Source organism: Moorella naiadis (nom. illeg.) (assembly GCF_051020825.1).
GTDB classification, from domain to species: Bacteria; Bacillota; DSM-521; order Neomoorellales; family Neomoorellaceae; genus Neomoorella; species Neomoorella naiadis.
This window is the reverse complement of record NZ_JAXGFQ010000001.1, coordinates 44,766-71,262: the sequence shown is the minus strand read 5'-3', so window position 1 is coordinate 71,262 and position 26,497 is coordinate 44,766. Positions and strand designations below refer to the sequence as shown.

At 56.9% G+C, this 26,497-nt stretch carries 25 protein-coding genes and 2 riboswitches; of the genes, 22 read left to right on the top strand and 3 right to left on the bottom strand.

Translation table 11 applies throughout. From position 1 onward, the window contains the following. The first annotated feature begins 5 nt into the window (after positions 1-5). From fabK to SDD30_RS00290, 15 genes are all read left to right on the top strand, one after another. On the top strand, positions 6-953 hold the full coding sequence (gene fabK, locus SDD30_RS00360; RefSeq protein WP_434072938.1) for an enoyl-[acyl-carrier-protein] reductase FabK: 948 nt from the start codon (positions 6-8) through the stop codon (positions 951-953). Positions 954-968: 15 nt separating this feature from the next. Then, positions 969-1,907, top strand: coding sequence for an ACP S-malonyltransferase (gene fabD / locus SDD30_RS00355; RefSeq protein WP_434072937.1), 939 nt, complete (start codon positions 969-971; stop codon positions 1,905-1,907). 1 nt (position 1,908) lies between these two features. Continuing rightward, positions 1,909-2,658, top strand: a complete 750-nt coding sequence (fabG, locus tag SDD30_RS00350) for a 3-oxoacyl-[acyl-carrier-protein] reductase (protein ID WP_434072936.1) — start codon at positions 1,909-1,911, stop codon at positions 2,656-2,658. A 78-nt stretch (positions 2,659-2,736) separates the two neighbouring features. Further along, positions 2,737-2,967 carry an acyl carrier protein gene (acpP, locus tag SDD30_RS00345; protein ID WP_434072935.1) on the top strand — a complete coding sequence of 77 codons (231 nt, stop codon included), beginning with the start codon at positions 2,737-2,739 and terminating at the stop codon, positions 2,965-2,967. A gap of 57 nt (positions 2,968-3,024) precedes the next feature. Beyond that, a complete protein-coding gene (gene fabF / locus SDD30_RS00340; RefSeq protein WP_434072934.1) occupies positions 3,025-4,260 on the top strand; it encodes a beta-ketoacyl-ACP synthase II in 1,236 nt (411 codons plus the stop codon). A 41-nt stretch (positions 4,261-4,301) separates the two neighbouring features. Next, positions 4,302-5,006: a ribonuclease III gene (gene rnc / locus SDD30_RS00335; RefSeq protein ID WP_434072933.1), complete on the top strand. Its 705-nt coding sequence runs from the start codon at positions 4,302-4,304 to the stop codon at positions 5,004-5,006. 113 nt (positions 5,007-5,119) lie between these two features. Further along, entirely contained in the window at positions 5,120-5,380 is a 261-nt protein-coding gene (locus SDD30_RS00330) for a stage V sporulation protein S (protein WP_109207054.1), read from the top strand. 66 nt (positions 5,381-5,446) lie between these two features. Continuing rightward, positions 5,447-9,010 carry a chromosome segregation protein SMC gene (gene smc / locus SDD30_RS00325; protein WP_434072932.1) on the top strand — a complete coding sequence of 1,188 codons (3,564 nt, stop codon included), beginning with the start codon at positions 5,447-5,449 and terminating at the stop codon, positions 9,008-9,010. 63 nt (positions 9,011-9,073) lie between these two features. Next, on the top strand, positions 9,074-9,598 hold the full coding sequence (locus SDD30_RS00320; RefSeq protein ID WP_434073118.1) for an RNA polymerase sigma factor SigX: 525 nt from the start codon (positions 9,074-9,076) through the stop codon (positions 9,596-9,598). Then, positions 9,573-10,691 (top strand): anti-sigma factor family protein, encoded by a 1,119-nt coding sequence (locus SDD30_RS00315; protein ID WP_434072931.1) that lies wholly within the window; start codon positions 9,573-9,575, stop codon positions 10,689-10,691. Before SDD30_RS00320 ends, SDD30_RS00315 begins: the two co-directional genes overlap by 26 nt. Then, entirely contained in the window at positions 10,691-11,608 is a 918-nt protein-coding gene (locus SDD30_RS00310; protein WP_434072930.1) for an ABC transporter ATP-binding protein, read from the top strand. Before SDD30_RS00315 ends, SDD30_RS00310 begins: the two co-directional genes overlap by 1 nt. Continuing rightward, positions 11,599-12,477: an ABC transporter permease gene (locus tag SDD30_RS00305; RefSeq protein ID WP_434072929.1), complete on the top strand. Its 879-nt coding sequence runs from the start codon at positions 11,599-11,601 to the stop codon at positions 12,475-12,477. Before SDD30_RS00310 ends, SDD30_RS00305 begins: the two co-directional genes overlap by 10 nt. A 98-nt stretch (positions 12,478-12,575) precedes the next feature. Beyond that, positions 12,576-13,511: a signal recognition particle-docking protein FtsY gene (gene ftsY, locus SDD30_RS00300; protein WP_434072928.1), complete on the top strand. Its 936-nt coding sequence runs from the start codon at positions 12,576-12,578 to the stop codon at positions 13,509-13,511. Between the two features lie 2 nt (positions 13,512-13,513). Then, positions 13,514-14,800, top strand: coding sequence for an amidohydrolase (locus tag SDD30_RS00295; protein WP_434072927.1), 1,287 nt, complete (start codon positions 13,514-13,516; stop codon positions 14,798-14,800). A 119-nt stretch (positions 14,801-14,919) separates the two neighbouring features. Continuing rightward, positions 14,920-15,100, bottom strand: a riboswitch (cyclic di-AMP (ydaO/yuaA leader). Between the two features lie 275 nt (positions 15,101-15,375). Next, positions 15,376-16,314, top strand: coding sequence for an aldo/keto reductase (locus tag SDD30_RS00290; RefSeq protein WP_434072926.1), 939 nt, complete (start codon positions 15,376-15,378; stop codon positions 16,312-16,314). Between the two features lie 123 nt (positions 16,315-16,437). On the opposite strand, the gene SDD30_RS00285 is transcribed toward SDD30_RS00290, so the two are convergent. The 3 genes from SDD30_RS00285 to SDD30_RS00275 all read right to left on the bottom strand — a co-directional run bounded on the left by SDD30_RS00285 (position 16,438) and on the right by SDD30_RS00275 (position 19,508). Further along, complete coding sequence (locus tag SDD30_RS00285; RefSeq protein WP_434072925.1) at positions 16,438-16,662, bottom strand: UPF0158 family protein; 225 nt, start codon at positions 16,660-16,662, stop codon at positions 16,438-16,440. Positions 16,663-16,806: 144 nt separating this feature from the next. Next, positions 16,807-18,489 (bottom strand): bifunctional lysylphosphatidylglycerol flippase/synthetase MprF, encoded by a 1,683-nt coding sequence (locus tag SDD30_RS00280; protein ID WP_434072924.1) that lies wholly within the window; start codon positions 18,487-18,489, stop codon positions 16,807-16,809. Continuing rightward, positions 18,486-19,508, bottom strand: coding sequence for a lysylphosphatidylglycerol synthase transmembrane domain-containing protein (locus SDD30_RS00275; protein WP_434072923.1), 1,023 nt, complete (start codon positions 19,506-19,508; stop codon positions 18,486-18,488). The genes SDD30_RS00280 and SDD30_RS00275 overlap by 4 nt, the downstream gene beginning before the upstream one ends. Positions 19,509-19,770: 262 nt before the next feature. On the opposite strand from SDD30_RS00275, the gene SDD30_RS00270 reads away from it, so the two are divergent. The 7 genes from SDD30_RS00270 to SDD30_RS00240 all read left to right on the top strand — a co-directional run bounded on the left by SDD30_RS00270 (position 19,771) and on the right by SDD30_RS00240 (position 26,496). Next, positions 19,771-20,685 carry an N-acetylmuramoyl-L-alanine amidase gene (locus SDD30_RS00270; RefSeq protein WP_434072922.1) on the top strand — a complete coding sequence of 305 codons (915 nt, stop codon included), beginning with the start codon at positions 19,771-19,773 and terminating at the stop codon, positions 20,683-20,685. Between the two features lie 120 nt (positions 20,686-20,805). After that, positions 20,806-20,971, top strand: a riboswitch (M-box (ykoK) riboswitch). Positions 20,972-21,117: 146 nt separating this feature from the next. Next, on the top strand, positions 21,118-22,407 hold the full coding sequence (locus SDD30_RS00265; RefSeq protein ID WP_434072921.1) for a magnesium transporter MgtE N-terminal domain-containing protein: 1,290 nt from the start codon (positions 21,118-21,120) through the stop codon (positions 22,405-22,407). Between the two features lie 2 nt (positions 22,408-22,409). Next, positions 22,410-23,666, top strand: coding sequence for an Nramp family divalent metal transporter (locus SDD30_RS00260; RefSeq protein WP_434072920.1), 1,257 nt, complete (start codon positions 22,410-22,412; stop codon positions 23,664-23,666). A gap of 285 nt (positions 23,667-23,951) precedes the next feature. After that, positions 23,952-24,320 (top strand): YlxM family DNA-binding protein, encoded by a 369-nt coding sequence (gene ylxM / locus SDD30_RS00255; RefSeq protein WP_434072919.1) that lies wholly within the window; start codon positions 23,952-23,954, stop codon positions 24,318-24,320. Positions 24,321-24,527: 207 nt separating this feature from the next. Then, positions 24,528-25,871 (top strand): signal recognition particle protein, encoded by a 1,344-nt coding sequence (gene ffh, locus SDD30_RS00250; protein WP_434072918.1) that lies wholly within the window; start codon positions 24,528-24,530, stop codon positions 25,869-25,871. Between the two features lie 110 nt (positions 25,872-25,981). Beyond that, the gene (rpsP, locus tag SDD30_RS00245; protein WP_434072917.1) at positions 25,982-26,254 is read left to right on the top strand and encodes a 30S ribosomal protein S16; all 273 of its coding nucleotides are present in this window, start codon (positions 25,982-25,984) and stop codon (positions 26,252-26,254) included. An 11-nt stretch (positions 26,255-26,265) separates the two neighbouring features. Continuing rightward, a complete protein-coding gene (locus tag SDD30_RS00240; protein ID WP_434072916.1) occupies positions 26,266-26,496 on the top strand; it encodes a KH domain-containing protein in 231 nt (76 codons plus the stop codon). Position 26,497: the final 1 nt, after the last annotated feature.

Here is a 26,497-nt window from a genome sequence, read left to right as displayed (position 1 = left end):
TGGCTATGTTGTGGACACCCCTTTGTGATCTCCTGGGGGTCACCTACCCCATCATCCAGGGTGGTATGGCCTGGGTGGCCACCGGTGAATTGGCGGCGGCTGTTTCGGCCGCCGGGGGTTTAGGTATCATCGGCGCCGGCAGCGCGCCCCCGGATGTCGTCCGCCAGGAGATCCATAAGGTCCGGGAGCGGACGGACCGGCCCTTTGGCGTTAATATTTACTACATGTCCCCCTATGTGGAAGAATTGGTGGACCTGGTCTGTACCGAAAGGGTGCCGGTGGTTACCACCGGGGCCGGTAACCCGGGCAAGCACCTGCTGCGCTTTAAAGAAGCGGGGGTCAAGGTAATCCCGGTGGTAGCCTCGGTGGCCCTGGCCAAGAGACTGGAGCGCCTGGGTGTGGATGCCCTGGTGGCTGAAGGTATGGAATGTGGCGGCCACATCGGTGAGATTGCCACCATGCCCCTGGTACCCCAGATTGTGGATGCCGTACATATACCCGTGATTGCGGCCGGGGGGTTCGCCGACGGCCGCGGCCTGGCGGCCGCCCTGGCCCTGGGCGCCGCCGGTATCCAGATGGGAACCAGGTTTATCTGCGCCAGCGAGTGTACCGTCCACGAACGTTATAAAGAAGCTGTCCTGAAGGCCGGCGACCGGGATGCCGTCGTCACCGGCATGGCCGGCCACTACGTCCGGGTACTAAAGAATAAGCTAACCCGGCAGTTTGAAGAACTGGCGGCTCAGGGGGCCAGATGGGAAGAGATGGACCGCCTCGGGATTGGCAAGTTGCGGGCGGCCGTGGTCGAGGGTGACGTGGAGTACGGCTCGGTAATGGCCGGCCAGAGCGCCGCCATGGTGCGGGAGGTCAAGCCGGCGGCAGCTATTATCGCCGAGGTAATGGCTGAAGCTGAGGCGGTCATTACCCGCCTTAGCCGGCTGATAGGTAACGCATAGGAGGTGGCAGCCTTAATGCCAGGTATCGTCTTCCTTTTTCCCGGCCAGGGTTCCCAGCACGTCGGCATGGGCCGGGAATTGGCCGAGCATTACCCCGAAGCAGCCGCCGTTTTTACCGCGGCCGGGGAGGAGCTGGGCTGGCCGGTGGACCAACTCTGTTTTAACGGCCCGGAGGAGGAACTCGTCCGTACCGAAAACACCCAGCCGGCCCTGCTCACCGTCAGCATAGCCTGTTACCGGGTCCTGGAGGCCCGGGGCCTCCGCCCGGCAGCCGTGGCCGGACATAGCCTGGGGGAATACAGCGCTCTGGTGGCTGCCGGCAGCCTGGCCTTCCGGGACGCCCTGCGGGTGGTAGCCCGCCGGGGTCGCCTGATGGCCGAAGCTTTTCCTGCTGGTGAGGGGGGCATGGTGGCCGTCCTCGGCCTGCCGGCCAGCCGGGTCGTCGCTCTCTGCCGGGAGGTAAAAGATGGCGTGGCCGAGGCGGCGAACTTCAACTCCCCGGGGCAGGTGGTCGTAGCTGGCGACCGGGCCGGCCTGGAAGCCCTTACATCCCTGGCCCGAGCTGCAGGGGCTAAAAAGGTGGTGCCCCTGCAGGTGAGCGGGCCCTTCCACTCCAGCCTCATGGAGCCGGTGGCCCGGGAACTGGCAAACCTTTTAAACCAGGTCCCCCTGGCAGATCCAGCCGTGCCGGTAGTGGCCAATGCAACGGCCGATTATGCCCGCACCGCCGCTGCCGTCAGAGAGAATTTGCGCCGCCAGGTTGCCAGCCCGGTGCGCTGGGAGGAAAGCATGGCCCGTCTCCTGGCCGATGGTTACCACACCTTCGTGGAAGTCGGTCCTGGTAGTGTCCTGAGCGGACTGTTAAAACGCTTGGATCGCCGGGTAACTATTGGCCAGGTAGAAGATATCCAGACCATGGAAAAAACCCTTGCTTTATTGCAGGAGGCCCAGTAAAATGATCCTCAAAGGACAGGTAGCCGTCGTCACCGGGGCATCCCGGGGGATTGGCCGGGCTACGGCCCTGGCCCTGGCCCGGGCCGGGGCCCGGGTGGTCGTCAATTATGCCCAACAGGAAGAGGCCGCGGGCCAGGTGGTGGCCGCTATCAAAGAAGAGGGCGGCCAGGCCTTAGCAGTGAGGGCGGATGTCGGCGACCATGAAGCAGCCCGGGAGTTAATCCAGACCGCTGTCCAGGAGTTCGGCCGCCTGGATATCCTGGTCAACAACGCCGGCATCGCCAGGGATAACCTGGCAGCTAGGTTGAAGCCCGGGGATTGGGAAGCCGTCCTCAGGACCAATCTCACCGGGATTTTCAACTGCTGCCAGGCGGCCCTAAAGCCCATGATGCGCCAGCGCGCGGGCCGGATCATCAACTTGGCCTCGGTAGTCGGCCTGCGGGGCAATGCCGGCCAGGTTAACTATGCCGCCGCTAAAGCCGGGGTCACGGGCTTGACCATGGCCCTGGCTAAAGAAGTGGCTTCCCGGGGTATCCTGGTTAATGCTGTGGCCCCCGGCTTTATTGCCACCGAAATGACGGCCGCCCTAGCGGGGGAGGCGCAGGAGGAATTCTACCGCCATATTCCCCTGGGCCGGCCGGGCGAACCGGAGGATGTCGCCGCAGTTATCCTTTTCCTGGCTTCGCCGGGAGCCAGGTATATCACCGGCCAGGTAATCGTCGTTGACGGCGGCTTGACCCTGGCCTTGTAAGCCGGCGGACCATGAAAATGCGGCCTTGCTAGGGATGGAGGTTATAAGCGAAAATTATTTTTAAAGGAGGTGAGGTCAGTGGACGTTTTCGAAAAGATCAAGGGGATCGTCGCCGAACAACTGGGTGTCGAGGAAGACGAAATCACCATGGAGACTTCCTTTGAGGACCTGAATGCCGATTCCCTGGATATCGTAGAACTTATCATGGCCCTGGAAGAGGAATTCGACCTGGAAATTCCTGATGAGGATGCTGAAAAGCTGACCACGGTAGGGGCCGCAGTAGCTTATATCAAAGAACATACCAAGTAAACTGGTAGGGAAGTCCCGTAGCTTGCGGGACTTCCCCTTCAGAATGAGGGGGTTGCCTTGCAAAAGCGTGTTGTTATTACCGGCCTGGCGGCCATTTCCCCGGTCGGGACCGGTAAAGAGAAGTTCTGGCAGGCGCTGCTGGCGGGCCAGTCGGGTATTGGTCCCATTACGCGCTTTGATGCTGCGGCTATGCCCGTCCGCTTCGCCGGTGAGGTGCGGGACTTTGACCCAGGCCACTTCTTTGACCGCAAAGAAGCCCGGCGCCTGGACCGTTTTACCCAGTACGCCGTGGCCGGAGCGCGAATGGCCCTGGAAGATGCCGGCCTGGACCTAGAAAAGGAGGATCGCGACCGGATTGGGGTAATCTTTGCCACCGGCATTGGTGGCATGGAGACCTTTGAGGACCAGACCCGGGTCCTCCTGGAGAAAGGACCCAACCGGGTCAGCCCCTTCTTCGTACCTATGATGATTGCCAATATGGCTGCCGGGCAGATCTCGATTAATCTGGGCGCCCGGGGGATAAACTTTACCGTAGTCAATGCCTGTGCCTCAGGTACGAACGCCGTTGGCGAGGCCTGCCGGGTCCTGCAGCGGGGGGACGCGGAGGTAGTGATTACCGGCGGCAGCGAGGCCAGCGTGACGCCCCTGACGGTGGCCGGTTTTGCCGCCATGAAGGCCTTATCCCTGCGTAATGACGACCCGGCCCGGGCCAGCCGTCCCTTTGATCGCGGGCGGGATGGTTTTGTCCTGGGCGAGGGCGCCGGGGTCCTGGTCCTGGAAACCCTGGAACACGCTTGCGCCCGGGGAGCCCGCATCTACGCCGAGGTGGTGGGATACGGCTGTACGGCCGATGCCTACCATATAACAGCGCCGGCCCCCGATGCTAGCGCCGCAGCCAGGGCCATGGCCCTGGCCCTCGATGATGCCGGTTTAAAACCCGGGGATATTGATTACATTAACGCCCATGGGACCTCCACCGAGCTGAACGACCGCCAGGAGACCCTGGCCATCAAAAACGTCTTTGGGGCCGACGCTGCCAGGGTGGCCATCAGCTCTACCAAATCCATGACCGGCCATCTCCTGGGAGCTGCCGGGGCCATTGAGTTAATAGTTACAGCCCTGGTAGTCGCCACGGGGGTAATCCCGCCGACTATTAACTATGAGGAACCGGACCCCGACTGCGACCTGGATTATGTCCCCAATAAAGCCCGGGAACAGCAGGTCACGGCCGCCATGTCTAACTCCTTTGGCTTTGGCGGTCATAATGCCACCGTTGTTTTACGTAAACTTTAATGCGCGTGAACTTTAACTAGTGAGAAGGTAAACAGTCAACAGTGGATAGCAGCCAGCGTCAGGAACAGCTCCAGCACTTCTGGCAGCAATTTCATCTCCAGGCCATCGACCTGGAGGGTTTAAATCAAGCCCTCATTCATCCCACTTATGCCTTTGAACACCAGCTACCCGGCGATAACCAGCGCCTGGAGTTTCTCGGGGACGCCGTCCTGGGCCTGGTTATTGCCGCTTACCTTTACCAGGAATTCCCCCACCTGCCAGAGGGGGACCTGACCCGGATGCGGGCGGCCGTCGTCTGCGAGGCCAGCCTGGTCAAGGTTGCCCGGGGATTGCGGCTGGGAGAATTGTTACTCCTGGGCCAGGGCGAAGAGTATAACGGTGGCCGGGAACGGCCCTCCAACCTGGCTGACGCTATGGAAGCAATTATCGGCAGTATTTACCTGGCCGGGGGTTATGAGCTGGCCCGGGATTTTGTCCTGCAGACTTTTACCCCGGCCCTGGCCATATTAAAGGAGACCAGCCCCATTGACAGCAAATCAGCCTTGCAGGAGTTTGTTCAGCAACAGGGAGCGGAAAATGTTGCCTATAAGATTCTGGAGGAATGGGGTCCGGATCACGCCAAACAATATAAAGCCGGTGTCTTTTTAAAAAACCGCCTGCTGGCTACCGGCGAGGGACATAGCAAGAAGGAAGCCGAAAGGGAGGCCGCCCGGGCGGCCCTGGCCCTCCTCAGGGTACAGAACTAAAAAATACCTTTCTCCTCAATTTAATCTTTTCAGTCATTTCCGGAAGGAATACTGCTGCCGGCGTCGAATTAGTTATGGTTACAAAGATTGGCAGAGACGGGGAGGAGGAAGTAATGGAAGTTCTAAAAGTTTCGGCGCAATCGAACCCTAAAGCCGTAGCTGGAGCCCTGGCCGCCGTTTTTCGCCAGTATGGTAAGGCAGAAGTCCAGGCAGTCGGGGCCGGGGCAGTTAACCAGGCTGTCAAAGCCATAGCCATCGCTCGCGGTTTTATCGCCCCTAATGGCATTGATCTGGTCATGATTCCTGCTTTTGCCGAGATTAGCATCGACGGCGAAGAGAGAACGGCCATCAAGTTTATTGTTGAACCCCGCTGAAAACTAATAGCCAGACTGCTCTCCGAGCAGTTTTCTTTATGTCGAGGAATATTTGCGGAGGAAAAAATGTTTCTAAAGGGTATCGAGATCCAGGGTTTTAAAACCTTTGTCGACCGGGCCAGGCTGGAACTGGGACCCGGGGTGACCGGCATTGTCGGTCCCAACGGCAGCGGTAAGAGTAACATTGCCGACGCCATCCTCTGGGTCCTGGGCGAGCAGAGTGCCAAGACCTTACGCGGGTTCAAGATGGATGACGTTATTTTTGCCGGCAGTGCCCGGCGCCGGCCGGTGGGTATGGCTGAGGTAACCTTGTACCTGGACAATAGTGACGGCAGCCTACCCCTGGACTTCCAGGAGGTAGCCCTGACCAGGCGCTTCTTCCGTTCCGGGGAAGGGGAGTATTATATCAACAAGGTCCCCTGCCGTTTACGGGATATTCAGGAACTCCTCCTGGATACGGGTTCCGGCCGGGGAGGCCTGGCCATAGTCGGCCAGGGCCGCCTGGAGGAGATTCTTGCCGCCCGGCCGGAGGAACGGCGGGCGGTCCTGGAGGAAACGGCCGGCATTGCCCGCTACCGCTTGCGGAAAAGGGAGGCCCGGCAGCGGCTAGACGGGGTCGAGCAGGATTTGACCCGCCTACAGGATTTAATTGGCGAGCTCAAGGGACAGCTGGGCCCGGCCTCCCGTGAGGCCGGCCGGGCGCGCCGCCACCAGCGACTCAGCCGGCTCCTTAGCCAAATCGAGTTAATCCTGAAGGCCAGGGAACTGGAGGATATTACAGAACGCCTCCGGCGCCACCAAGAGCGCCGGCAAGTTATAGTTGACCAGGAAACGGAGTTAATGGCCGCCATCGACGAACTAGTCCGGGAGACCAGGGAAATACAGGAAAAACAGTCCCGGCACCAGGATGCCAGGCAACGTGGCCAGGGAGAATTACAAAACCTCCGGGAACAGCTGATCCAGACCCGGAGCCAGTTGCAGATAGTTGAGGAGAAACTGGCCGACCTGACCGGGCAAAAGGAAGAGGACCGCCACCGGGAAAGCCAGCTGGTCGAGGAGGAGAATAATCTCGAGGCCCTGGCTGTCGATTTAACCCGGCAGGAGCAGAGCTATGCAGAAGAGGCCGCCGGCCTGGAAAGGGAACGCGACCAAAGCCAGGCTACCCGGGAGAAGTTGCAGGCCGAGGGTAAAGAGTTAGCCCAAAGGTTGGAGAAGATCAAGGAAGACCTTTTTCAGGTGGTCCACGAGCGGGCCGGTTGCCATAATGAACTGGTACGCCTGGAGGAAAAACAGGCCGGGATGGAGCGGGTGCTGGAGCAGAAAAGGAGCCAACTCCGGGAATTGCAGGCCGAGGCGGGGAACCTGGAGGCCCAGATCCAGGCCGGGCAGAAGGAACTGGCCTGTTTGGAGGCCGCTTTAAAAGCCCTGGAGGGGAAAAAAGCCGGCCTGGAAACCGGCTTGCCCTTAAAGGAAGCCGACCTGGCCGCCCGGGAGAAAGAACTGGCCGGCTTAAAAGAACGGCAGCGGCTGCTGGTGGCCAGGCTGAAGGTTTTACGCCAGGCCCAGGCTGATTATGAGGGTTTTGGTGAGGGCGTCAAGGCTATTCTCCAGGCCCGGAGCCAGGGTGAGGCCGCCTGCGCCGGGGTCCTGGGGGTGGTAGTCGAAAAAATCGCGGTGCCCGACGAGCTTACCCGGGCCATCGAGGTGGCCCTGGGCGGGGCGGCCCAGCAGATCCTGGTCCGGACGGCGCCGGAGGCGGAAAGGGTCATCGCGTTCCTCAAAGCCCGGCAGCGTGGCCGGGCTACCATCCTGCCCCTGGCGTGGTTGGAGCCCCGGCACTGGCCGGCCTGGGCCAACTGGGTTTTCCAGGAACCCGGGGTCCTAGGGGTGGCGGCCGGTCTGGTACAGAGCGGGGTCGAAGTGCGCCCGGCAGTCGACTATCTCCTGGGGCAGATCCTGGTGGTGGCCGACATCAGGCGCGCCCTGGCCCTGGGCGAACGCCTGCGGCCGCCGGTGCGTCTGGTCACCCTGGAAGGCGAGGTTATCCAGCCCCGGGGACCGGTCACCGGGGGAAACGCCCGGCAGAGTGCCGGTTTCCTCCAGCGCCGCCTGGAGATCCAGCAGGGTGAGACGGAGCTGGCCAACCTGGTGGCGCAAATAAATGATGGCCAGGAACGGGTTGGACAGCTCGCACGAGGACTGGAAAACGACCGCCGGGAGTTGCGCCGGTTAATGGAGGAATTGATCGCCCGCCGGGGGCAGGTCCATAACCTACTGCAACGCCTGGGTGAATATAAAGAACAGAAATCCCGCCTGGATGAGAAAAAAATGATCCTGGAAGAGGAACTGGCCCGCCAATCGAACGATACCCGGGAACTGGACGCGGGCCGGCGGGAACGGCGGGAACTCTTGACCCGCCTGGAGGTCAGGGAGAGGGAACTCCAGGGAGAATTGTCCACCTGGCAGGAAAAGTTGGCCGGCATCCGCCAAACCCTGACCTCCATCCAGCAGGAGTTGGCTGTTAACGAAGCCCAGCGACAATCCCTGATGGCCGCCAGGGAACTACTGGCTGAGCGTGAAAGGGAGCTGGCGCGGCGGCGGGAAAACTGGCGGCACCAACAAGCCGAGCTGGCCGCCAGGATGGCAGCGGCTGCGGCCAGGGAACAAGAACTTCTGGCTACCCGCGAAAAGCTGGCCGGTGAAGAGGAATGGCTCCAGGGGGCCGTCGCCCAGGCCCGGGCCGGCCTGGAGCGCCTGGGCGTTGAAGACTCGGCCCTGGCCGGGCGCCGGGAGGAACTAGAAAACCAGCTGGCCGCACTGCAGTTGAAAAAGGAGAAACTAGCCTCTCGCCGGCAGCAGGAGGAAATCAGTATTGCCCGCCTGGAAACGACCCGGGCCACCAGCCAGGAGGAGCTGGCAGAACGTTTTGGTCCCGCCTGGGAGGAGAAATTACTCCAGATACCCTCCCACCTCCCCGGGAAAGCAGCCCGGTTGCGAGAGCCCCTCCGGGAAAGGCTGGCCGGTTTGGGTGAGGTTAATCCGGGGGCCATCGCCGCCTATGAGCGATTAAAGGAGCGCTATGACGAACTCGAAAAGCAAAGGCAGGACCTGGAGGCAGGCCAGGCGGCCCTGGAACAGGTAATTGCCGAGATGGATAAATTGATGGCGCGCCAGTTAAAAGCCACCCTGGTGGCTGTGCAGGAACAGTTTACCGCCATTTTCAGGGAACTCTTTGAGGGCGGCGAGGCCAGCCTGGAATTAACCGGTAGCGAGGATATTTTAGAAGCCGGCCTGGAGATTATCGCCCGTCCTCCGGGCAGAAAACCCCAGCACCTAGCCCTCCTCTCCGGTGGGGAGAAGGCCCTGACGGCGGTAGCCTTTATCTTTGCCCTCCTAAAGATCAAGCCCAGCGCCTTCTGCATCTTTGACGAGGTGGATACGGCCCTGGATGAGGCCAATGTGGAACGCTTCGCCCGCCTATTACGCCAGTTTGCCAGCCGTACCCAGTTTATCGTTATCTCTCACCGCCAGGGTACCATGGCCGCCGCCGATGTCCTTTACGGGGTGACCATGATGGAGCAGGGCGTCTCCCGCCTGGTTTCCGTCCGCCTGGAGCAACTGCCGGCCTGATGTCACAAAACCTCCCCCGGCGGTGTTATAGTTATAGCAGGGGTGGCAAGGGAGGGATGACCCATCAAATCTGCTGAATTCGAAGCCCTGTTTCAGAGCTACTACCCCCTGGTGTACCGGCGGCTCTATTACCTCCTGGGGGAACGGGCGGCGGCCGAGGATCTGACCCAGGAAGCCTTTTTAAGGCTCTACCGCCAGCCGCCCCGGGATAAAGGCAACCTGGGCGGCTGGCTGCTCCGGGTGGCGGCCAACCTGGCCTACAATTACCTGCGCGGCGAAGAGCGGCGCCGCCGCCGCGAGGAGGGCCAGTTCCGGGTGGAAGCCGGCGTTATCCCCCTGGAGGAAACGGTCATCCGCAGCCAGGAAGCCCGGCAGGTCCATCAATGCCTGGCAAAACTCCCGCCCCGGGACCGCATCTGCCTGCTCTTAAAGAATGCGGGCCACAGCTACGCTGAGATTGCCGCGGTCATCCAGGTGGATAAGAATTCAGTGGGTACCATCCTGGCCCGGGCGCGGCGGCACTTCGCCGCCCTGTACAGCGAACTGGAAGGGAGGGACGACCATGTGTCCGGAAGAAGGCCTTCTTGAAGCTTTCCTTGATGGTGAATTGGATACCGAGATGACGGCCCGGGTGGCCGGCCACCTGGCAGGGTGCCCCGCCTGCCGGCGCCGCCTCCAGGACCTGGAGGAGTTAGCCGGCAGGGTAAGGGCGACCCTGCAGGCTTACCAGTGGGATACCGAGGCCGCCGGTCGTTGTTTGCGGGCGCCTGGTCCCGGCTCCCTGGCCCATCGCTACCAGCCCCTGACTAAAACAAGGGGGATCGCTAACATGATCCGGCAACATAAGTGGTTTTCCGGCGTGGCCGCGGCCGTCCTGGCCCTGGCCGTCTTCTTAAGCTGGGCCCCGGGCCGCAGCCTGGCTGCCCAGTTCCTGAACGTCTTCCGTATGGAAAAGATCCAGGTGGTCAAGATCACCCCCGAGGATATGGCCCAGTTGAATCAACTCTTTAACGGCCAGGGGGGCGAAGCCGCGATTAAGAACTTTGGCCGGGTGGAGGTTAAGCAGCCGCCTGTAGGGAGGGTTGCAGCCGACCCGGGCCAGGTGGAGGCCCTCAGTGGGCTGAAGCTGGATCTACCCGCCACCCTGGCCGGGCGGAACAGGGTGGCCATCAGCGTAGAGCAGTCGCCGACCGTTACCTTTACCCCCGATGTCGAGAAGCTCAACAGCTACCTGCAGAAACACGGCGGCGTCCTGCTGCCGGCCGACCTGGGGGGTAAGTCCTTTACCCTGAGCATCCCGCCCCTGGTCCGGGCCGACTATGGTCAGCCATCTAAGGGTGGGGGTTTTAGCCTCTACGCCGCCCGGGATCTGACTATTGACGCCCCCCAGGGAGTTGATTTGATTGCCCTGCGTCAGGCCCTGTTGAACTTACCCTTCCTGCCCGCCAACCTGCGCCAGCAACTGGCGGCCATTAACGATTGGCAGCATACCCTGCCCATCCCGGGGACCCGGGAGATGGCGGCGCGGGAGATCACGGTCAACGGCAACCAGGGTGTCTACTTTAGCGACGGCGCCACTAACGGCAAGATTATCCTGGCCTGGCGCCAGGGTAATAGCTGGCGGGCTATCAGCGGCCTGTCCCTGGACGAAGCCCTGCGGGTAGCGGCGGAGGTTAAGTAATGGCTATTATTGAAGCCCAGAGCCTGACGAAGGTCTACGGCCGCCAGGTGGCCTGCCGGGAGATCTGCCTCTCTGTTGAAGAGGGGCAGGTCTTCGGCCTTTTAGGCCCCAACGGTGCCGGCAAGAGCACCCTGGTGAAGATGCTGGTGGGCCTGGTCTACCCCACGGCCGGAGAGGCCCGGGTGGCCGGCTACCCGCCCCAGGACCTCCGGGGCCGGCGCCAGGTGGGCTTTTTACCGGAGAACTTCCGCCTCCACGGCTGGCTGAAGGGGGAGGAACTGTTAACCTTCCACGCCCGCCTGGCCGGCCTGGATAGCCGGGTCGCCCGGCAGCGGGCCGCCGAGGTCCTGGAACTGGGGGGCCTGGCCGGGGAAGGCCAGAAGCTGGTGGCCCACTACAGTAAGGGGATGCAGCAGCGCCTGGGCCTGGCGGCCGCCCTGGTGGGCGACCCGCGGGTGGTCTTCCTGGACGAGCCTACTTCGGCCCTGGACCCCCTGGGCCGGCGCCAGGTAAGGGAGATCCTCCTGGCCCTGAAGGAGGCCGGCAAGACCGTCTTCTTAAACAGCCACCTCTTGAGCGAGGTCGAGCAGGTCTGCGACCGGGTGGCCATCATCAACAGGGGGACGGTAGTCGCCAGTGGCCGGCTGGCGGAACTCCAGGCCGGCCCGACGATGGTCACTATCGAGCTGGCTGGCCTGACCAGGGAGCTGGCGGCGGAACTCTGCCGGTGTTATCCAGACCTGCAACTGGCAGGCGACCGGCTGACCATGGCCCTGGGTGACCGGGAGGAGGTCGCCGCCTTGGTGGGCCGGCTGGTGGCCGGGGGCTGCCGCATCTATGAAGTGGTGCCCGGCCATAACTCCCTGGAGGACATCTTCGTCCACCTGGTACGGGAGGGGGAGCAGGCATGTGGCTGATGGCCCTCTTTACCTTCCGGGAAGCCTGGCGGAAAAAGATAGCCCTCATCGCCGGCGTCCTTACCCTGGCCTTCCTCATTCTCTACGGCACCGGCCTGCACTTTATAGCCCGGGATATGGTGAATACGCCCAATCCCGCCGCCAGCGCCACCAGTTACTATGCTATGATGCAGGCGATTACTATCTTTGTCCTAGGGATCTACCTGGCCAGTTTCCTGTTGGCGGGCCTGGCCATCCTGGCCGCTGTCGGCAGCGTCGCCGGGGAAATCGAGAACGGCACCCTTTACACCCTGGTGGTCCGGCCCCTCACCCGCCGCGACCTGCTACTTGGTAAATTTTTGGGCCTGGCCGCCATGCTGGTGATTTATGCCGCCCTCTTTTTCCTGGCCCTGGCCGGCCTGATCTACTGGCAAACGGGCCTGATCATCCCCGGGCTGGTGCCGGCCTTGGGCCTCTTTATCCTGGAGCCCCTGGTCCTCCTGGCCGTCACCATGTTGGGGACCACCAGGCTTAGCACCCTGGGTAACGGCGTCCTGGCCTTCGCCCTCTACGCTATCGCCATCGTCGGGGGCATGATGGAGCAGATCGGCGCTATGATGGAAAGTACTACCGCCACTATTTATACCGGCGTAATCACCAGCCTCCTCCTGCCGGCGGACGCCGTCTACCGGCGGCTGGTGGCGACGGTAGTGGACCTGATGCCCGCCGGTAACGGCCAGGACCTTCCCCGCTTTGTCAATCCCCAGATGACCCTGGGCCCCTTTGGCAGCCAGTCTACCCCCAGCAACCTGATGCTCCTCTACACCGTTGCCTATATTGTTATCCTGCTGGCGCTGGCAATTTATAGCTTTAAACGGCGGGATATATAACCCCGCGCATCACCCTTGGACAAAAGGCCTCACCTCTGGTAAAGTAGAGGGGAGGCCTTTTTACGTTACGTTGATCATATCCTACAGGGGGAATTGTGGTGAACTTTTTCAACAAGCTTAAAGAGGGTTTAACTAAAACGCGCCAGAATCTCACCCAGCGGGTGGGGGCGCTGCTGTCCGGTAGCAGCCGGCTGGATGACGATTTCTTTGATGAGCTGGAGGAGATCCTGGTCACGGCCGATGTCGGCGCCCGGACCAGCATGGAATTGGTAGACAGGATACGCCGGCAGGTCAAGGAACGCAAGCTAAGCGAGCCCGCAGCCGTCGGCGATTTGCTCCAGGAGGAAGTCGCCGGGATCCTGGGGGAGGAGATTCCCCGCCTGGGCTGGTCCCCCACGCCGCCGACGGTCATCCTGGTGGTAGGGGTCAACGGCGCCGGCAAAACGACCACCATCGGCAAGCTGGCCTACCGCTTTCAACAGGAGGGTAAAAAGGTCGTCCTGGCGGCAGCCGACACCTTCCGCGCCGCCGCCGGCGAGCAACTGGCCATCTGGGCCGAGCGGGCCGGGGCCGGGCTAATCCGTCATCAGGCCGGCGCCGACCCGGCGGCGGTAGTCTACGACGCCATTCAATCGGCCCGTAATCGCCGCGCCGACGTGATCCTGGTGGATACCGCCGGCCGCCTGCAGACGAAAACGAATCTGATGGAGGAGTTGAAGAAGATCCACCGGGTAATCGAACGGGAGCTGCCAGGAGCGCCCCACGAGGTCCTCCTGGTATTGGACGCCACCACCGGCCAGAATGCCCTCTCCCAGGCCAAACTTTTCAGCGAAGCAACCGGTGTTACCGGAATTGCCCTGACCAAACTCGACGGCACGGCCAAAGGCGGGGTGATCCTGGCCATCGCCGCGGAGATGGGTATCCCTGTCAAACTGGTAGGCCTGGGGGAAGGCCTGGACGACTTGAAAGACTTTCAACCCCGGGATTTCGCCGCCGCCCTGTTCAGCGGCCTGGCCGGGGAGAAGGGGGAATAATCATGGGTAAAATCTTAATCAAAGGCTGCACCATTGTTCCCATTGCTGGCGCGGTGGTAGAGGATGGTGCCATCGCCATCAACGACGATCGCCTCGATTATGTTGGTCCGGCGCAGGGGATAGCGGCGGACTGGCAGGCCGATACTGTCATTGCAGCCGGGGGGATGGTCGCCCTGCCGGGCTTGGTCAACGCCCACACCCACGCCGCCATGACTCTACTGCGCAGTTACGCCGACGACCTGCCCTTAAAGCAATGGCTGGAAGAAAAGATCTGGCCGCGGGAAGCAGAACTCGACCGGGAAGATATCTACTGGAGCACCCAGCTCGCCCTGCTGGAGATGATCCGCTCCGGGACCACCACCTTTGCCGATATGTATTTTTATATGGATGCCGTGGCGGAAGCGGTGGTGGCGGCCGGCCTGCGGGGCTGCCTCAGCCAGGGGTTAATTGGTATTCAGGATGGTGCTGGTAAGCGCCTGGCGACGGGCATCAGCCTGGTTAAAGAATGGCAGGGCGCCGGTGAGGGCCGGGTGACCACCATGCTGGGTCCCCACGCTCCCAACACCTGTGCGCCGGAATACCTAACTAAGGTGGCGGAAACCGCGGCCGGACTGGGAGTGGGCCTACATATCCACCTGGCGGAAACCCGGGGAGAGGTCGAAGAAATTAAAGCCCGTTATGGGGCTACCCCGGTAGCCCTGGTGAACAAGTTGGGCCTCCTGGACTTGCCTGTCCTGGGCGCCCATTGCGTCCATCTAACCACCGAGGATATCGCCATCCTGGCCGCGAAAAAGGTCGGTGTGGCCCACTGCCCGGAGAGCAACTTGAAACTGGCCAGCGGCGTGGCTCCGGTAAAGGAGATGCTGGCTGCCGGCGTCAATGTAGCCATCGGCACCGACAGCGCCGCCAGCAACAACAATCTGGATATGATAGCCGAAATGCGCACCTGTGCCCTGCTGGCTAAAGGCATTACCGGGGATCCAACGGCCATACCCGCCCACCAGGCCCTGACCATGGCCACTTTGAACGGGGCTAAAGCCTTGGGCTTAGATAAAAAAATCGGCACCCTGGAAGCAGGCAAGAAGGCTGACCTGATCCTGGTCAACTTGCGCCAGCCCCACCTGATGCCGCCCAACGACGTCGAGGCCAACCTGGTCTACGCCGCCCGGGGCAGCGATGTGGATACCGTCATCGTTAACGGGAGGATTCTCATGGCCGGGGGCGAGGTCAAGACCCTGGATGCGGAAGAAATTTATGCCATGGTTACGACGCGGGTAAAACAAGGGTAAAGATGCCCATACAGCCAGGTGGTGCAAGCACAAGGAAAATCACAGGGTAGACGCTTATGTAAGTTTGATAGTCTACCGGGGGAGGGGTAAGCTTCCTGCAGGCAATAAGGGCAAAAAAATTCCACCCCCTTCCACGCCTACGAGGTTAGCTGCCGGGTGCGGACCAAGGATGGCCCTACCTCGCCCTGGACTTCCTGGAGGAACCCTGTCAACTGGTTCCTGACTCACGGGCCGGGCGGGGATTAACCCCTCTTACCTGGTTCCCCCGTTTCCTACGAGGAAATTCGGCGATCTGGTGGAAGAAGTGGAATTGATGGCAGATATTATTGTAGCACTGGCACCAGGTTTTGTTAACATAAAACTTAATGGTAGATGTAGTTGGTTTATTCCAGGAGATCATACTTTACCCTTAGGTGATGCCGCCTCGGGCGCTACAGGGTCTTGCGCCGGAGGGGGGACTGGCCCCAATGAGAGGTTAATTATGAAAAAAGCCCTGTTTCTCTTTTCATTCTTATCGGTGCCGCGTAGACGGCATTGAAATCTTGTCTTAAATCTTACCTTTGGGGGAGAAACTGATGCAATACCGCCAGCTTGGTCGGACCGGCATGAAAGTTTCCGAGCTTTGCTTCGGGGCTCTGCCCATGGGGCCGCGCCAGAAAAACATAGATGTGGATACCTGTACCAGGATCATCAAGAAGGCACTGGACGGCGGCGTTAATTTTATCGATACAGCTCAAATTTATGAAACTTACGAGCCCATTCGCAGAGCTCTCCAGGGTCATAACAGGGAAGTAGTTATAGCTACCAAGTCCAGCGCCACTACCTACGATGATATGGAACAGGCCATCAGGGAAGCCCGGGAAAAGCTGGCAGTGGATTATATCCATATCTTCCACCTTCACGCCGCCCGGGCTACGGCAAACATTTTTGAGGAAAGGGCCGGCGCTTTCCGCTGCCTCCTGGACGCCCAGGAAAAAGGGCTGATCGGGGCGGTGGGCCTTTCCACCCACGGGGTGGCGGCCGTGCGCAAGGCAGCTACGGTAAAGGAAATAGAAGTCATCTTCCCCTTGTTAAATATCGCCGGCATGGGGATCATTGATGGCAGCCGGGAAGACATGCTGGCGGCCATAGCCGTCGCCGTCGACGCCGGCAAAGGGGTTTACCTGATGAAGGCCCTGGCCGGGGGCAATTTGCTGGGCCGTTACCACGACGCCATGGCCTTTGCCCGCCAGGTACCCGGCATTGCCGCTGTGGCCGTAGGCATGGTCAACGAGACGGAGGTGGATTACAACCTGGGCTACTTTAACGGCGCCGACCCCGGGCCGGTAGAAACCTCCACCAAGGGATTTGCTGTAGTGGAAAGCGTCTGTAGCGGCGACGGTGCCTGCCTGCAGGCCTGCACCAATGAGGCCATCACCATGGTTAACGGCAAGGCCAGGATTAACCCCGACAAATGCCTCCTGTGCGGCTACTGCACTGAAGTCTGTCCGCATTTTGCTATCAGGATGATTTAAACTTTAATGCTTTAATTTATTCTATGATGACAATTCCTTCCTCTTTCAGCCAATCCTTTACTCGCTGGATATCACGTTCTTCCTTGAATTTAAACCATTTTTACCGCCAAGCCGGGTAGCGGGCTAACACCTCCTTAAACCGACGAAAGGCACCCTTACCATTAATATAATAGCCACTTCCAGTAAATCGCGAACATGGGCATCATCTATTTCGCTGATAAAATCCTCCATATCAGCGTATCCCTCATAGCTTTCTATATAGGGAATCCGGAGGTAGTGTTCCAAATTGGCGTCGATTTCCTCCGTTAGTCGCTCATGTTCTTCTGGATCGGTGAAGCTATCGGGCACAGGCCACCGCCGTCCTCTTTACCTGTTCATCTACCGCGGCCAGGCCGTAGCTCCTGTCGATCTGCATCGCCAGGTATAACAACAACAAAATTATCTTTGGATCAAAAGCCTGGACAGAAAGTATTCCGGCTTGTCTACCAAATCTTAAACCAAATTGCGTTTCTTCCACCAGGCCTGTACGTAGCTCCACAGGCTACCGCCTGCATCGGCGGTGACAATAGCTACGGCAATTTTGGGCAAAACCAGGGGATGGGGGTAGATGAGATAGCGGGGCTCCCAGCGGGGAGCATACTTTTCTTTGAACTGGCGTAACCCTTTAAAACTGTAAAGCTGGTTAAAATTCTGGTATAAAAAATAAACCGCGCGTTCTTGCAAGCCGGCGCCGGGATGCTCGCCTACGTTGGCCAGCGGGCAAAGGCCCAGGTTAAAGGTATCATAGCCTTTTTCCTTAAAGTATTCTATGAGCCGGACAAACATAAAGTCGATCAGCCCCCTTTCCACTCCCCGCCGGCGCATAAGATCAATGGTTCCTTCCCGGCGCTGGTATTCAGGAATGATGTTGGCAAAGGCCTGAATTTCTCCCGCTGGGTCCTTAACCACAATCACGGGGCAGGAACGTATGTATTCCGGGTCGAACCATCCCAGGGAAAACCTTTTTTCCCCGCCTTTTTCTGTTCTTAACCATTCATCAGACACCTCTTTTAAGCTCCTTAAAATTTCATCCTTCAATGGCGGAAAATACAGTTCTGTTATATAGCCCTTACGCTCCATACGATTTACCGTTTGCCTCAGGCTCTTGCGACTTTTCCCGGCCAGGGTAAAAGTTGGTAGGTCGACCACTGCCTCTTCGCCAATTTTAAGGGTTTTATAGCCATGGGCTTGATAGACGGCTAAAAAATCAGGTAGAACTTGATAAAAAGCTGGGTACCAATCATTCCGGTTGCAAAACGCCGTGAATTCAGTTACTAGGTGCGGGATATCTTCCTGCGGGCCTACCGGGTCACCCAGAATTACAGCTACATTGCCTATCACCGTGTAGGCTACGAAGCTTTCTCCTGATTGGCTGAAATAATATACTTTGTCCGGCAGTAGAGTCAGGTGGACCAGGGAGGAGCGGCCGTATTTTTGAACGATTGCTGCCGCCCTTTTCCGCTCCGTTAACAGGACGGTACGGCGGTAAACCACCGGGCGTAGCACCATGCCGAGCCCGTAAACTAATCCCCCCATCTGGATAATCGCCAGGGAATCTAAAAACCACTTGGCCAGGCGATTGGGCCGTGCCAACTCCGGCGTACTGAGCCAGGCCAAGTAAGCCATTGTCTGACGTAAAGCCTCAGGGATACTAAAAAATTGGTGGAAATGTTTATCCAACAGGTAAAAACCTAAAAGGCCGTATAAGCAAGTAAAAAGGGTAGTGCCGACAAAAATCGCCAACCCGTGGCGCACTGAAGGCGGGTCACTGGCGGCGGTAAACTCGGACCTTAAAGCCAACAAGATCAGTAAAAGGATCAGGTTGATGGCGGCCATGCCGTAGTGCAAACCCCGTAGCAGGTTGGAACCCGTTGCTACAAGGAGCATAATTACGACAATCCCCCAGGCCTGTCTTTTCCGGCGGGCCAGGCTCCAGGAAAGAAAAAGTTGGACACTTCCGGCAACAATATTGCTGAGCCAGCTACCCCGTAAAACTGACCCTGTTAGGTATTGTCGCAGCCAAATCATCCGGGCCGGATGATAGAGAAGCCAGGCAGAAAGGATGTTACTCAAACCCAGCAAGCCGACGCTAATGGCTGCCAGGGTATGGTGACGAGGAAACTCCTTCCTTATCATTGGGCCACCGACCGTTTAAAAAGGATTAAGCCGCAGAACATCGGCAACCAGAAGCTTAAGCCGCGGTAGATGAAAGTGACCAAAACGGCTTGTTCTAGAGGGATGCCCAGGGAGGCATAAGCGGCAGTCATGGCTCCTTCCATGAGACCGACTCCCTGGGGCGTGAGAGAAACAATCATAAACAATACCCCTATGGCGTAACCAATAATTAAGCGGGCTAAACCGGGGTTTTGATGAAAGGCCAGGAAAAGGGCCTGGAGCTGGAGCAAGCCTATTCCTTCGACCAGCAGGGCGTGGCATGCCGCCCGCCCCAGAGCTGAGCGATCCCGGAGAATGGTCTGCAGTATAGAAGAAAGTCTGCCGGTGAATTCTTCTAGGATTTCGTCCCAGTTCATAGTTTGGGCTATCTTACCTGGTTGAAAACCATTAACTGAATGAACGAGTTTGCGGGCCATCTTTAAAAATATCCCCGGTCTTGTGGCTAAAAGGAGTAATCCTGAGGCCAGAGCGGCAATTAAGGCTACCAGGATGGCGGTGGCGACCAACTCGTATTTTTGCAGGTCGCTCCACCGGCAGAGGTAGATAAAGGCTATGGCGAGTACCAGAAAAAAAGCTAGGTAGTCGAAAAGGAAGAAAAGGATATTGGCTACCAGCACCCTGGCCATATCCCATTGCCGGCGCCGGGCATCATAGAGCATTAACCCCGTTCCCGCCATGGTGCCTCCGGGAACAACTGCCGCTACGAAAGCCGCTGCCACTACCAATGAAGAGAGGTGCCTCATCTTCGCCGGGAGCCCGGCCATCTGATAGACGGCGACATATAAGGCACTTTGATTTAAAAGGAATAGCAACTGCAAAAAGGTGGCCGGGGCTAGCCACCACCAGACACCTTGCTGGAGAGTCTGCCATATTAACCTGCCTTGTCCCAGCTTAATCGCAACTGTGCCGACAGCCAGAAAGAGTATCGCTATATAAAGCACCTTGGAAAGGGGGGCTGGAGAAAAATCCTTTGCGGCCATGATCTCCCTCCAATCTTAATCTCCTTAATCATATAATATTCTCGCGTCAGGCGTAAAGCCTATAATAAAGTTACCAGATAAAGTTACCAGGCCCCTGCCCGGCCACCATGGGAACGCCGCAATAGAAATATCAATAAATGTAGACAGGTTAGAGGACTGGCTTGCATTTGGCCTGGAAAAGGCTATAATTAGTACGGTAAAATACTCCTGTTATGGCCAGCGTTTTTATCATGAACGGGGCATATTTAGCGAGGTGAGGGAGTTGGCCCCCAGGGCCCACTTAACCAACTTGTACAGCAAAATAAAGGAAGAGGGCGGGGAGCAATTCAGTACCGTAACCATCGAGGCCACCGCCCCGGCAGAGGTGAAGCTCAGCTACCCGGCACCGACCCTCTGCCAGGTGCAGGTCCGGGCCGCCCTGACCATGGACCCCGGCCCCCTATACGTTCAGGACGGCATCATCAAAGGAGTAACTATTGCCTCCGGGGAGGAACTGGTAACCTTTAAAATCGACCTGAATGAAGAGGTCCAGGCCCGGCTAACCTGTACGGAAGGGATGCCCTACCGGATTGGCCTGAGCTTCAGCCGCCGGCCCCTGCAGGATTTCTATCAAGGCCGGGTAATCGTTGTCGATCCCGGCCATGGCGGTAGTGATACCGGCCAGCGCGGGCCGGTTAACCTTCTGGAAAGGGATATGGCCTGGAAAACAGCAGGCTACCTAGCTGGTATCCTGGAGGGGTTACAGGCCCGGGTGGTCATGACCCGCAGCCAGGATGAGAATCCCTCCTGGTGCGAGCGCCTGGCCAAAGTCCCTGCCGATGCCTTTTGCTTTATCAGCTGTGCAGCTGCCGTCCTGGGCCGTTTAATCAAGAAAAGGGGCCTTTTCTACGTTGTCGCCGGGCGCCAGTTGTCTTTGATTGACGATATTGCTGGGACCATGTACCCCTACGAGCGCCATATCGTCATGGGACCGAAAAACCCGGGGCAACTGGTGCGGGACATCAAAAAGGCCACCGGTGCCGAGGCGGTGATTGCCGATGTCAACGATAAAAAGTGCGTTGACATCCTGGGCATTACCGACAGGAGCTACCTTCCGGCCGTGACGGAGGCCCTGCGGGCTAACCCCTTTGGCAACGAGGATGAACAAACGCCCATCGTTATTCTCAAACGGCAGTAACTTTACCCAAGCCTTCTGTATTAACCTATGCGAAATAGCGAGGAGCCAAATTCTTTGTTTGGCTATCTTGACTTTTAGGTGTACGCCACGCTATAATTTTTATGGATAAAATTGAATAAGGCTTTCCTTCGTTAGGTGAGGCTTCTGTATAGACAAACGCCACTGCCCGGAAACGTCGAAAGACGCCAATGGGTCAACAGGTATTACCGGCTTAAGGTTTTACCTAATGTGGCTGAGAAAACTCTCTAGCTATGCACGTGCCAAAACTCAACGAGTGGGGGAGAGTAATTTTTTTGTGCATAAAAGACTTCCCCCTAGGGAAGTCTTTTTAATCGTTGTGATAATATGATTTAAAGCTTATCTCTTAATACACCCTGGCTACGGGGCATCCGTGTATTATTACCAACTTGCTCATTCGAGGAGGGAGAATAGATGGAAGGGGTTAAGATACTAGGTGAATTCTTTTTGAGCCAAGTTTTAGGTAAGGTTATCATGGATAAAGAAGGAAGAGTTGTTGGGCGGCTAAGGGATATGGCTATCCGTTGGGATACACTCTATCCGATAGTGACCGGTATCAAATATGCCAAGGATGTTCAGCAACATGTTAGTGTTGATCTAATCGAGCAATGGGATAAGAAAGGATTAAGACTCAAGTCTTCTTTGGCAGCAAGCCATTTGCGTCCCTTATGCGACGATGAAATCTATGTTGGTAAATGGTTGTTAGATAAACAAATCATCGATTTAAAGGGTTTCAAACTGGTACGGGTAAATGATATTAAACTTGCCTGGATCGATCGTGGTAACTCTCAGGATATTGTTTTGTTAGCGGTGGATATTGGCTTAAGAGGTTTGATGCGCCGGATTGGCCTGGAATCCCTGGCCAAAAAACGGGCCCAGCATTTAGTTGGCTGGCAATATATTAAGCCCCTGGAAACCAAAACGGCAAACTTGAGGCTCAACCTGGAACAATCCCAAATCAAAGAGCTCCATCCAGCTGATTTGGCCGATATTATCGATGACCTCGATAGTATCAGGCGTAACCAATTACTAGCTAACTTGGATAATAAGACCACAGCCGAGGCTTTAGCCGAAGCCGAGCTGGATACCAAAATAGAGATCATTGCCAATATGGATAGCACAAGAGCCTCAAAAATATTGGCGGAAATGCCCTATGACGAGGCAGCTGATATCCTGGGCGAACTTTCCGACGAAAAATCAAACGAATTGTTGGGGCATATGGCCCGGGAAAAAGCCCAGGATGTACGCGAACTCATGAAGTACCCCGAGAATACCGCCGGAGCGCTCATGACGACCGAATTTATTGCTTTTCCAGCCGAGATGACTGCAGAAGAAAGTATTGCTAAGTTAAGAGAACTGGCCCCTTCAGCGGAAACTATTTATTACCTTTACGTTATTGATGCCAAAGGGGTTTTAAAAGGGGTGTTATCCTTACGCGACTTGATTGTGGCTCCGCCCCAAACCCCCTTAGAGTCAATTATGCGGACCAAGGTAATAAGTGTTAAGGATCAGGATAATTACGACATAGTACTCGAGACTGTTACCAAATACAATTTATTAGCAGTGCCGGTGGTTAATGCAGATCAAATGTTAGCGGGAATTATTACTATTGACGATGTTATAGATATCATGAAACCTGACCGGAGTGGTTTAAATAATTTTACTGATTTTATGCTACGCAGAAAACCGGGTTGGAGGTTATAACCATGACGGATTTAAAAAAAGTAAGTTTTTGGAAAAACCTTTTTATCTTTTTAGCAGTGTTGGGACCGGGTATTATCACAGCAAATGTTGATAATGATGCGGGAGGTATTACTACCTACTCTGTAGCCGGAGCATCTTTTGGTTATAAATTGCTTTGGGTATTTATTCCCATGACCCTGGCCTTAGTAGTAGTCCAGGAAATGAGTGCCCGTATGGGTGCCGTGACAGGTAAAGGTCTGGCAGATCTAATCCGGGAACGTTACGGTGTTAAAATTATCCTGTTTGTGATGTTGGGGCTTATTTTTGCTGATCTTGGTAATACAGTTTCGGAATTTGCCGGTGTAGCTGCCAGCATGCAAATTTTCGGCTTGAGTAAATACATTGCCGTGCCTCTGGTAGCCCTTTTAGTTTGGTGGATTGTTATTAAAGGTTCTTACAAACAAGTGGAACGGATCTTTTTAATAGCTTCAGCCTTATATCTTTGCTATATCCCTTCGGCGATTCTTGCTAAACCTGCCTGGGGGCAGGTTTTTCAACAAATGGTTATCCCCCATCTTAATTTTAACAATAATTACCTGGCCTTATTAATAGGCTTGATAGGTACAACCATTGCCCCCTGGATGCAATTTTATCTGCAATCGGCTATAGTGGAAAAGGGTATTACCGTAAAGCAATATAACTATTCCCGCTTGGATGTTATCTTGGGATGCTTGATGACAGACATTATCGCCGTTTTTATTGTCGTAGCTTGTGCTGCTACTCTTTACCTTAACAATATCCATATTGAAACAGCGCGGGATGCCGCCCTGGCCCTGGAGCCCCTTGCTGGACACTGGGCTTCCCTCCTCTTTGCTTTTGGTCTCTTTAATGCTTCTGTTTTTTCAGCCTCCATTTTACCACTGGCTACGGCTTATTATGTATGTGAAGCCCTTGGTTTTGAAGCCGGCGTTGATAAGGAATGGCGCGAGGCGCCGGTGTTTTACTGGCTTTATACTTTCCTGGTCTTAGCGGGGGCAGGTTTTATATTAATCCCTGGTTTGCCATTGATCCAAGTTATGCTCTGGTCTCAAGTTGTCAATGGTATTCTCTTGCCGTTTATTCTGATATTCATGCTGATGCTAATCAATAACCGGGATATTATGGGTAATTTTATCAATTCCCCTGGTTTTAATGTTATTTCCTGGCTAACGGTAACGATCTTGCTTATGTTGACAGGCTTGCTTATCTTAATTTCCGTTTTCCCGGGTTTGATGGGGTAAAATATACGCTTGTGCCCACGGCCAAATAAAGGCTAACACGGGTATTCTCCATGCCAATAAAAAGAGAACAAAAAAGTGGTCACTTATACGAAATAGCGAGGAGCCATATATCTGCCCCTCGCTTGTAAACGATATTTCGCTAAAAAATCGTATAATCCTTTTAGCTCAAGATACAAAATTACCAGGATGGAGTAAAAGAGAATATTTTTATGCCTGTTAGAGCTGTCAAAGTCATACCCTTGACAGAGCCGGGTAAGTCCCCTATAATCTTTTATGGTGGTGCTTATGCTCGATGAGCTGGCCCGGGTAGCGCGCCTTTATGACTTTTACGGTCCTCTCCTTACCACCAAACAGCGGCGTTGGTTGGAACTCCACTATCACCACGACCTTTCCCTGGGGGAGATAGCCGACGAAGAGAGGATCAGCCGCCAGGCCGTTTATGACGGCCTGCAGCGGGCCGTCAAAGCCCTGGAGGATTATGAAGCCCGTCTGGGTTACCTGCAGCGGGAACTGACTTTGAGGAAACGACTGACGGAAGCTATCAGTCATCTCGAGAATTATCGCCGTGACGGTTGCCAGGGGGAACTGGTGCAGGTTGGCCGGATCCTGAAAGAACTACTGGATCTACCGGAAGGTTGTACAGGGAAAAATTAAACCCTTTGGTATGCATGTAAAATCAGGTGGGGGTCAGGATGCCCTGAGGAACAACACCAGGTTTAATTCTACTTTATTTAACTATTGTCCATAAAACGGAGAGGGAGCGGAGCAGGTTCGGAAGAAGGCCGGGGTAAATAGTTAAGTATAATTTAACCTGGATAACCCGTAGCTTTATAAATTACCAACTGAGGGGGTGAGCAACAGATGGCTGTCTTTGCTTCCCTGGCGGATAAGCTCCAGGAGACCTTTAAGAAACTGCGGGGAAAAGGGAAACTCACCGAAGCCGATGTGGCGGCGGCCATGCGGGAGATCCGCCTGGCCTTGCTGGAGGCCGACGTCAACTTCAAGGTGGTCAAGGACTTCATTAACCGGGTCAAAGAGCGGGCCGTTGGCCAGGAGGTCATGGGGAGCCTGACTCCCGGCCAGCAGGTGGTTAAGATCGTCCATGAGGAAATGACGGCTCTCATGGGCGGCGGCGAGAGCAAGATTGATTGGGCCAGCCAGCCCCCGACGGTGATCATGCTGGTCGGTCTGCAGGGCGCCGGTAAGACTACTACGGCGGCCAAGCTCGCCCGTCTGGTGCAGAACCAGGGTCGCCGGCCCCTGCTGGTGGCCGTCGACGTTTACCGGCCGGCGGCTATCAAGCAACTCCAAGTCCTGGGGGAGCAATTGCAGGTTCCCGTCTTCAGCATGGGTGAGGGCAGCAGCCCGGTGGCTATCGCCCGGGCGGCAGTAGAACATGCCCGCACCCACGGTAGCAACCCGGTGATCCTGGATACAGCCGGCCGTCTCCATATTGACGCAACCATGATGGGCGAACTGGCCGCAATTAAAGAAGCCGTCCGGCCTCAGGAGATCCTCCTGGTGGTGGATGCCATGACCGGCCAGGACGCTGTCCAGGTGGCCTCCGCCTTTAACGCGCAACTGGGTTTGACCGGCGTCATCTTGACCAAATTGGACGGCGATACCCGCGGCGGGGCCGCGCTATCGGTGCGGGCCGTTACCGGGTGCCCCATCAAGTTTATCGGCATGGGAGAAAAAACAGACGCCCTGGAGACCTTCCACCCGGACCGGCTGGCTTCCCGCATCCTAGGGATGGGGGACGTCCTGAGCCTGATTGAAAAGGCCCAAGCCAACCTGGATGTCGAGCGGGCGAAGGAGTTGCAAAAGAAAATCCGCCAGCAGGAGTTCACCCTGGAGGATTTTCTGGAGCAGATGAAACAGATGAAAAAGATGGGCCCTCTGGATGAAATCCTGGGTCTGCTGCCCGGCGCCGGTAAAATGAAACAGTTTAAAGACCTCCAGATCGACCCGAAAGAGATGCTGCACACGGAAGCCATCATCCAGTCCATGACCCCCGAAGAGAGGCGTAACCCGGCCATAATTAATGGTAGCCGCAAGCGGCGGATAGCTGCCGGCAGCGGTACCAGGGTCCAGGAGGTCAACCACCTGCTGCGCCAGTTCGAGGATGTCCGCAAGCTGATGCATATGTTTAGCGAAGGCGGCGGCAAGAAAAAGCTCAAGGGCCGCCCACCCTTTCCCTTTTAGCTGATTGGACTGCAGACGGTATCTGCATACAAGGTACTAGAATGTAGGGGGTTGGGTAAGGCTTCCAACCTCCCACTTCTCATATCTATCCTTTAGAGGAGGTGAGATGGATGGCGACAAAAATCCGCCTGAAACGAATGGGTGCCAAGAAAGCGCCCTTCTATCGTCTGGTAGTGGCCGATTCCCGTTCACCCCGGGACGGCCGGGTAGTAGAGGAGATCGGGTACTATAATCCCGTCAAGCAGCCGGTCGAGATCAAGGTAGACGAGGAAAAGGCCCTGCGCTGGTTAAACACCGGCGCCCAACCCTCGGAAACCGTCCGGGCCCTATTTAAAAAAGCCGGGGTATGGCAGAAGTATATGACTGCCCGGGAAGCTAAATAGGGGGAAAGCACATGAAGGAATTGTTAATAACCCTGGTCGAGGCCCTGGTAGATCACCCCGACCAGATCAGCGTCAACCAGATTGTCGGCGAGAAGTCAGTTATTCTCGAGCTCCGAGTGGCCCAGGAGGATATGGGCAAGGTAATTGGTAAACAGGGGCGGATAGCCCGGGCCATCCGCACCCTGGTCAAGGCTGCTGCCGCCCATGAAGGCAAGCGCGTTGTGGTGGAGATTATCCACTAGC

Coding starts and splice junctions, on each gene's coding strand:
- fabK (WP_434072938.1), top strand. CDS start 6: ATGTTGTGGACACCCCTTTGTGATCTCCTGGGGGTCACCTACCCCATC.
- fabD (WP_434072937.1), top strand. CDS start 969: ATGCCAGGTATCGTCTTCCTTTTTCCCGGCCAGGGTTCCCAGCACGTC.
- fabG (WP_434072936.1), top strand. CDS start 1,909: ATGATCCTCAAAGGACAGGTAGCCGTCGTCACCGGGGCATCCCGGGGG.
- SDD30_RS00330 (WP_109207054.1), top strand. CDS start 5,120: ATGGAAGTTCTAAAAGTTTCGGCGCAATCGAACCCTAAAGCCGTAGCT.
- smc (WP_434072932.1), top strand. CDS start 5,447: ATGTTTCTAAAGGGTATCGAGATCCAGGGTTTTAAAACCTTTGTCGAC.
- SDD30_RS00315 (WP_434072931.1), top strand. CDS start 9,573: ATGTGTCCGGAAGAAGGCCTTCTTGAAGCTTTCCTTGATGGTGAATTG.
- SDD30_RS00310 (WP_434072930.1), top strand. CDS start 10,691: ATGGCTATTATTGAAGCCCAGAGCCTGACGAAGGTCTACGGCCGCCAG.
- SDD30_RS00305 (WP_434072929.1), top strand. CDS start 11,599: ATGTGGCTGATGGCCCTCTTTACCTTCCGGGAAGCCTGGCGGAAAAAG.
- SDD30_RS00295 (WP_434072927.1), top strand. CDS start 13,514: ATGGGTAAAATCTTAATCAAAGGCTGCACCATTGTTCCCATTGCTGGC.
- SDD30_RS00290 (WP_434072926.1), top strand. CDS start 15,376: ATGCAATACCGCCAGCTTGGTCGGACCGGCATGAAAGTTTCCGAGCTT.
- SDD30_RS00280 (WP_434072924.1), bottom strand. CDS start 18,489: ATGATAAGGAAGGAGTTTCCTCGTCACCATACCCTGGCAGCCATTAGC.
- SDD30_RS00275 (WP_434072923.1), bottom strand. CDS start 19,508: ATGGCCGCAAAGGATTTTTCTCCAGCCCCCCTTTCCAAGGTGCTTTAT.
- SDD30_RS00265 (WP_434072921.1), top strand. CDS start 21,118: ATGGAAGGGGTTAAGATACTAGGTGAATTCTTTTTGAGCCAAGTTTTA.
- SDD30_RS00260 (WP_434072920.1), top strand. CDS start 22,410: ATGACGGATTTAAAAAAAGTAAGTTTTTGGAAAAACCTTTTTATCTTT.
- ylxM (WP_434072919.1), top strand. CDS start 23,952: ATGCTCGATGAGCTGGCCCGGGTAGCGCGCCTTTATGACTTTTACGGT.
- ffh (WP_434072918.1), top strand. CDS start 24,528: ATGGCTGTCTTTGCTTCCCTGGCGGATAAGCTCCAGGAGACCTTTAAG.
- rpsP (WP_434072917.1), top strand. CDS start 25,982: ATGGCGACAAAAATCCGCCTGAAACGAATGGGTGCCAAGAAAGCGCCC.
- SDD30_RS00240 (WP_434072916.1), top strand. CDS start 26,266: ATGAAGGAATTGTTAATAACCCTGGTCGAGGCCCTGGTAGATCACCCC.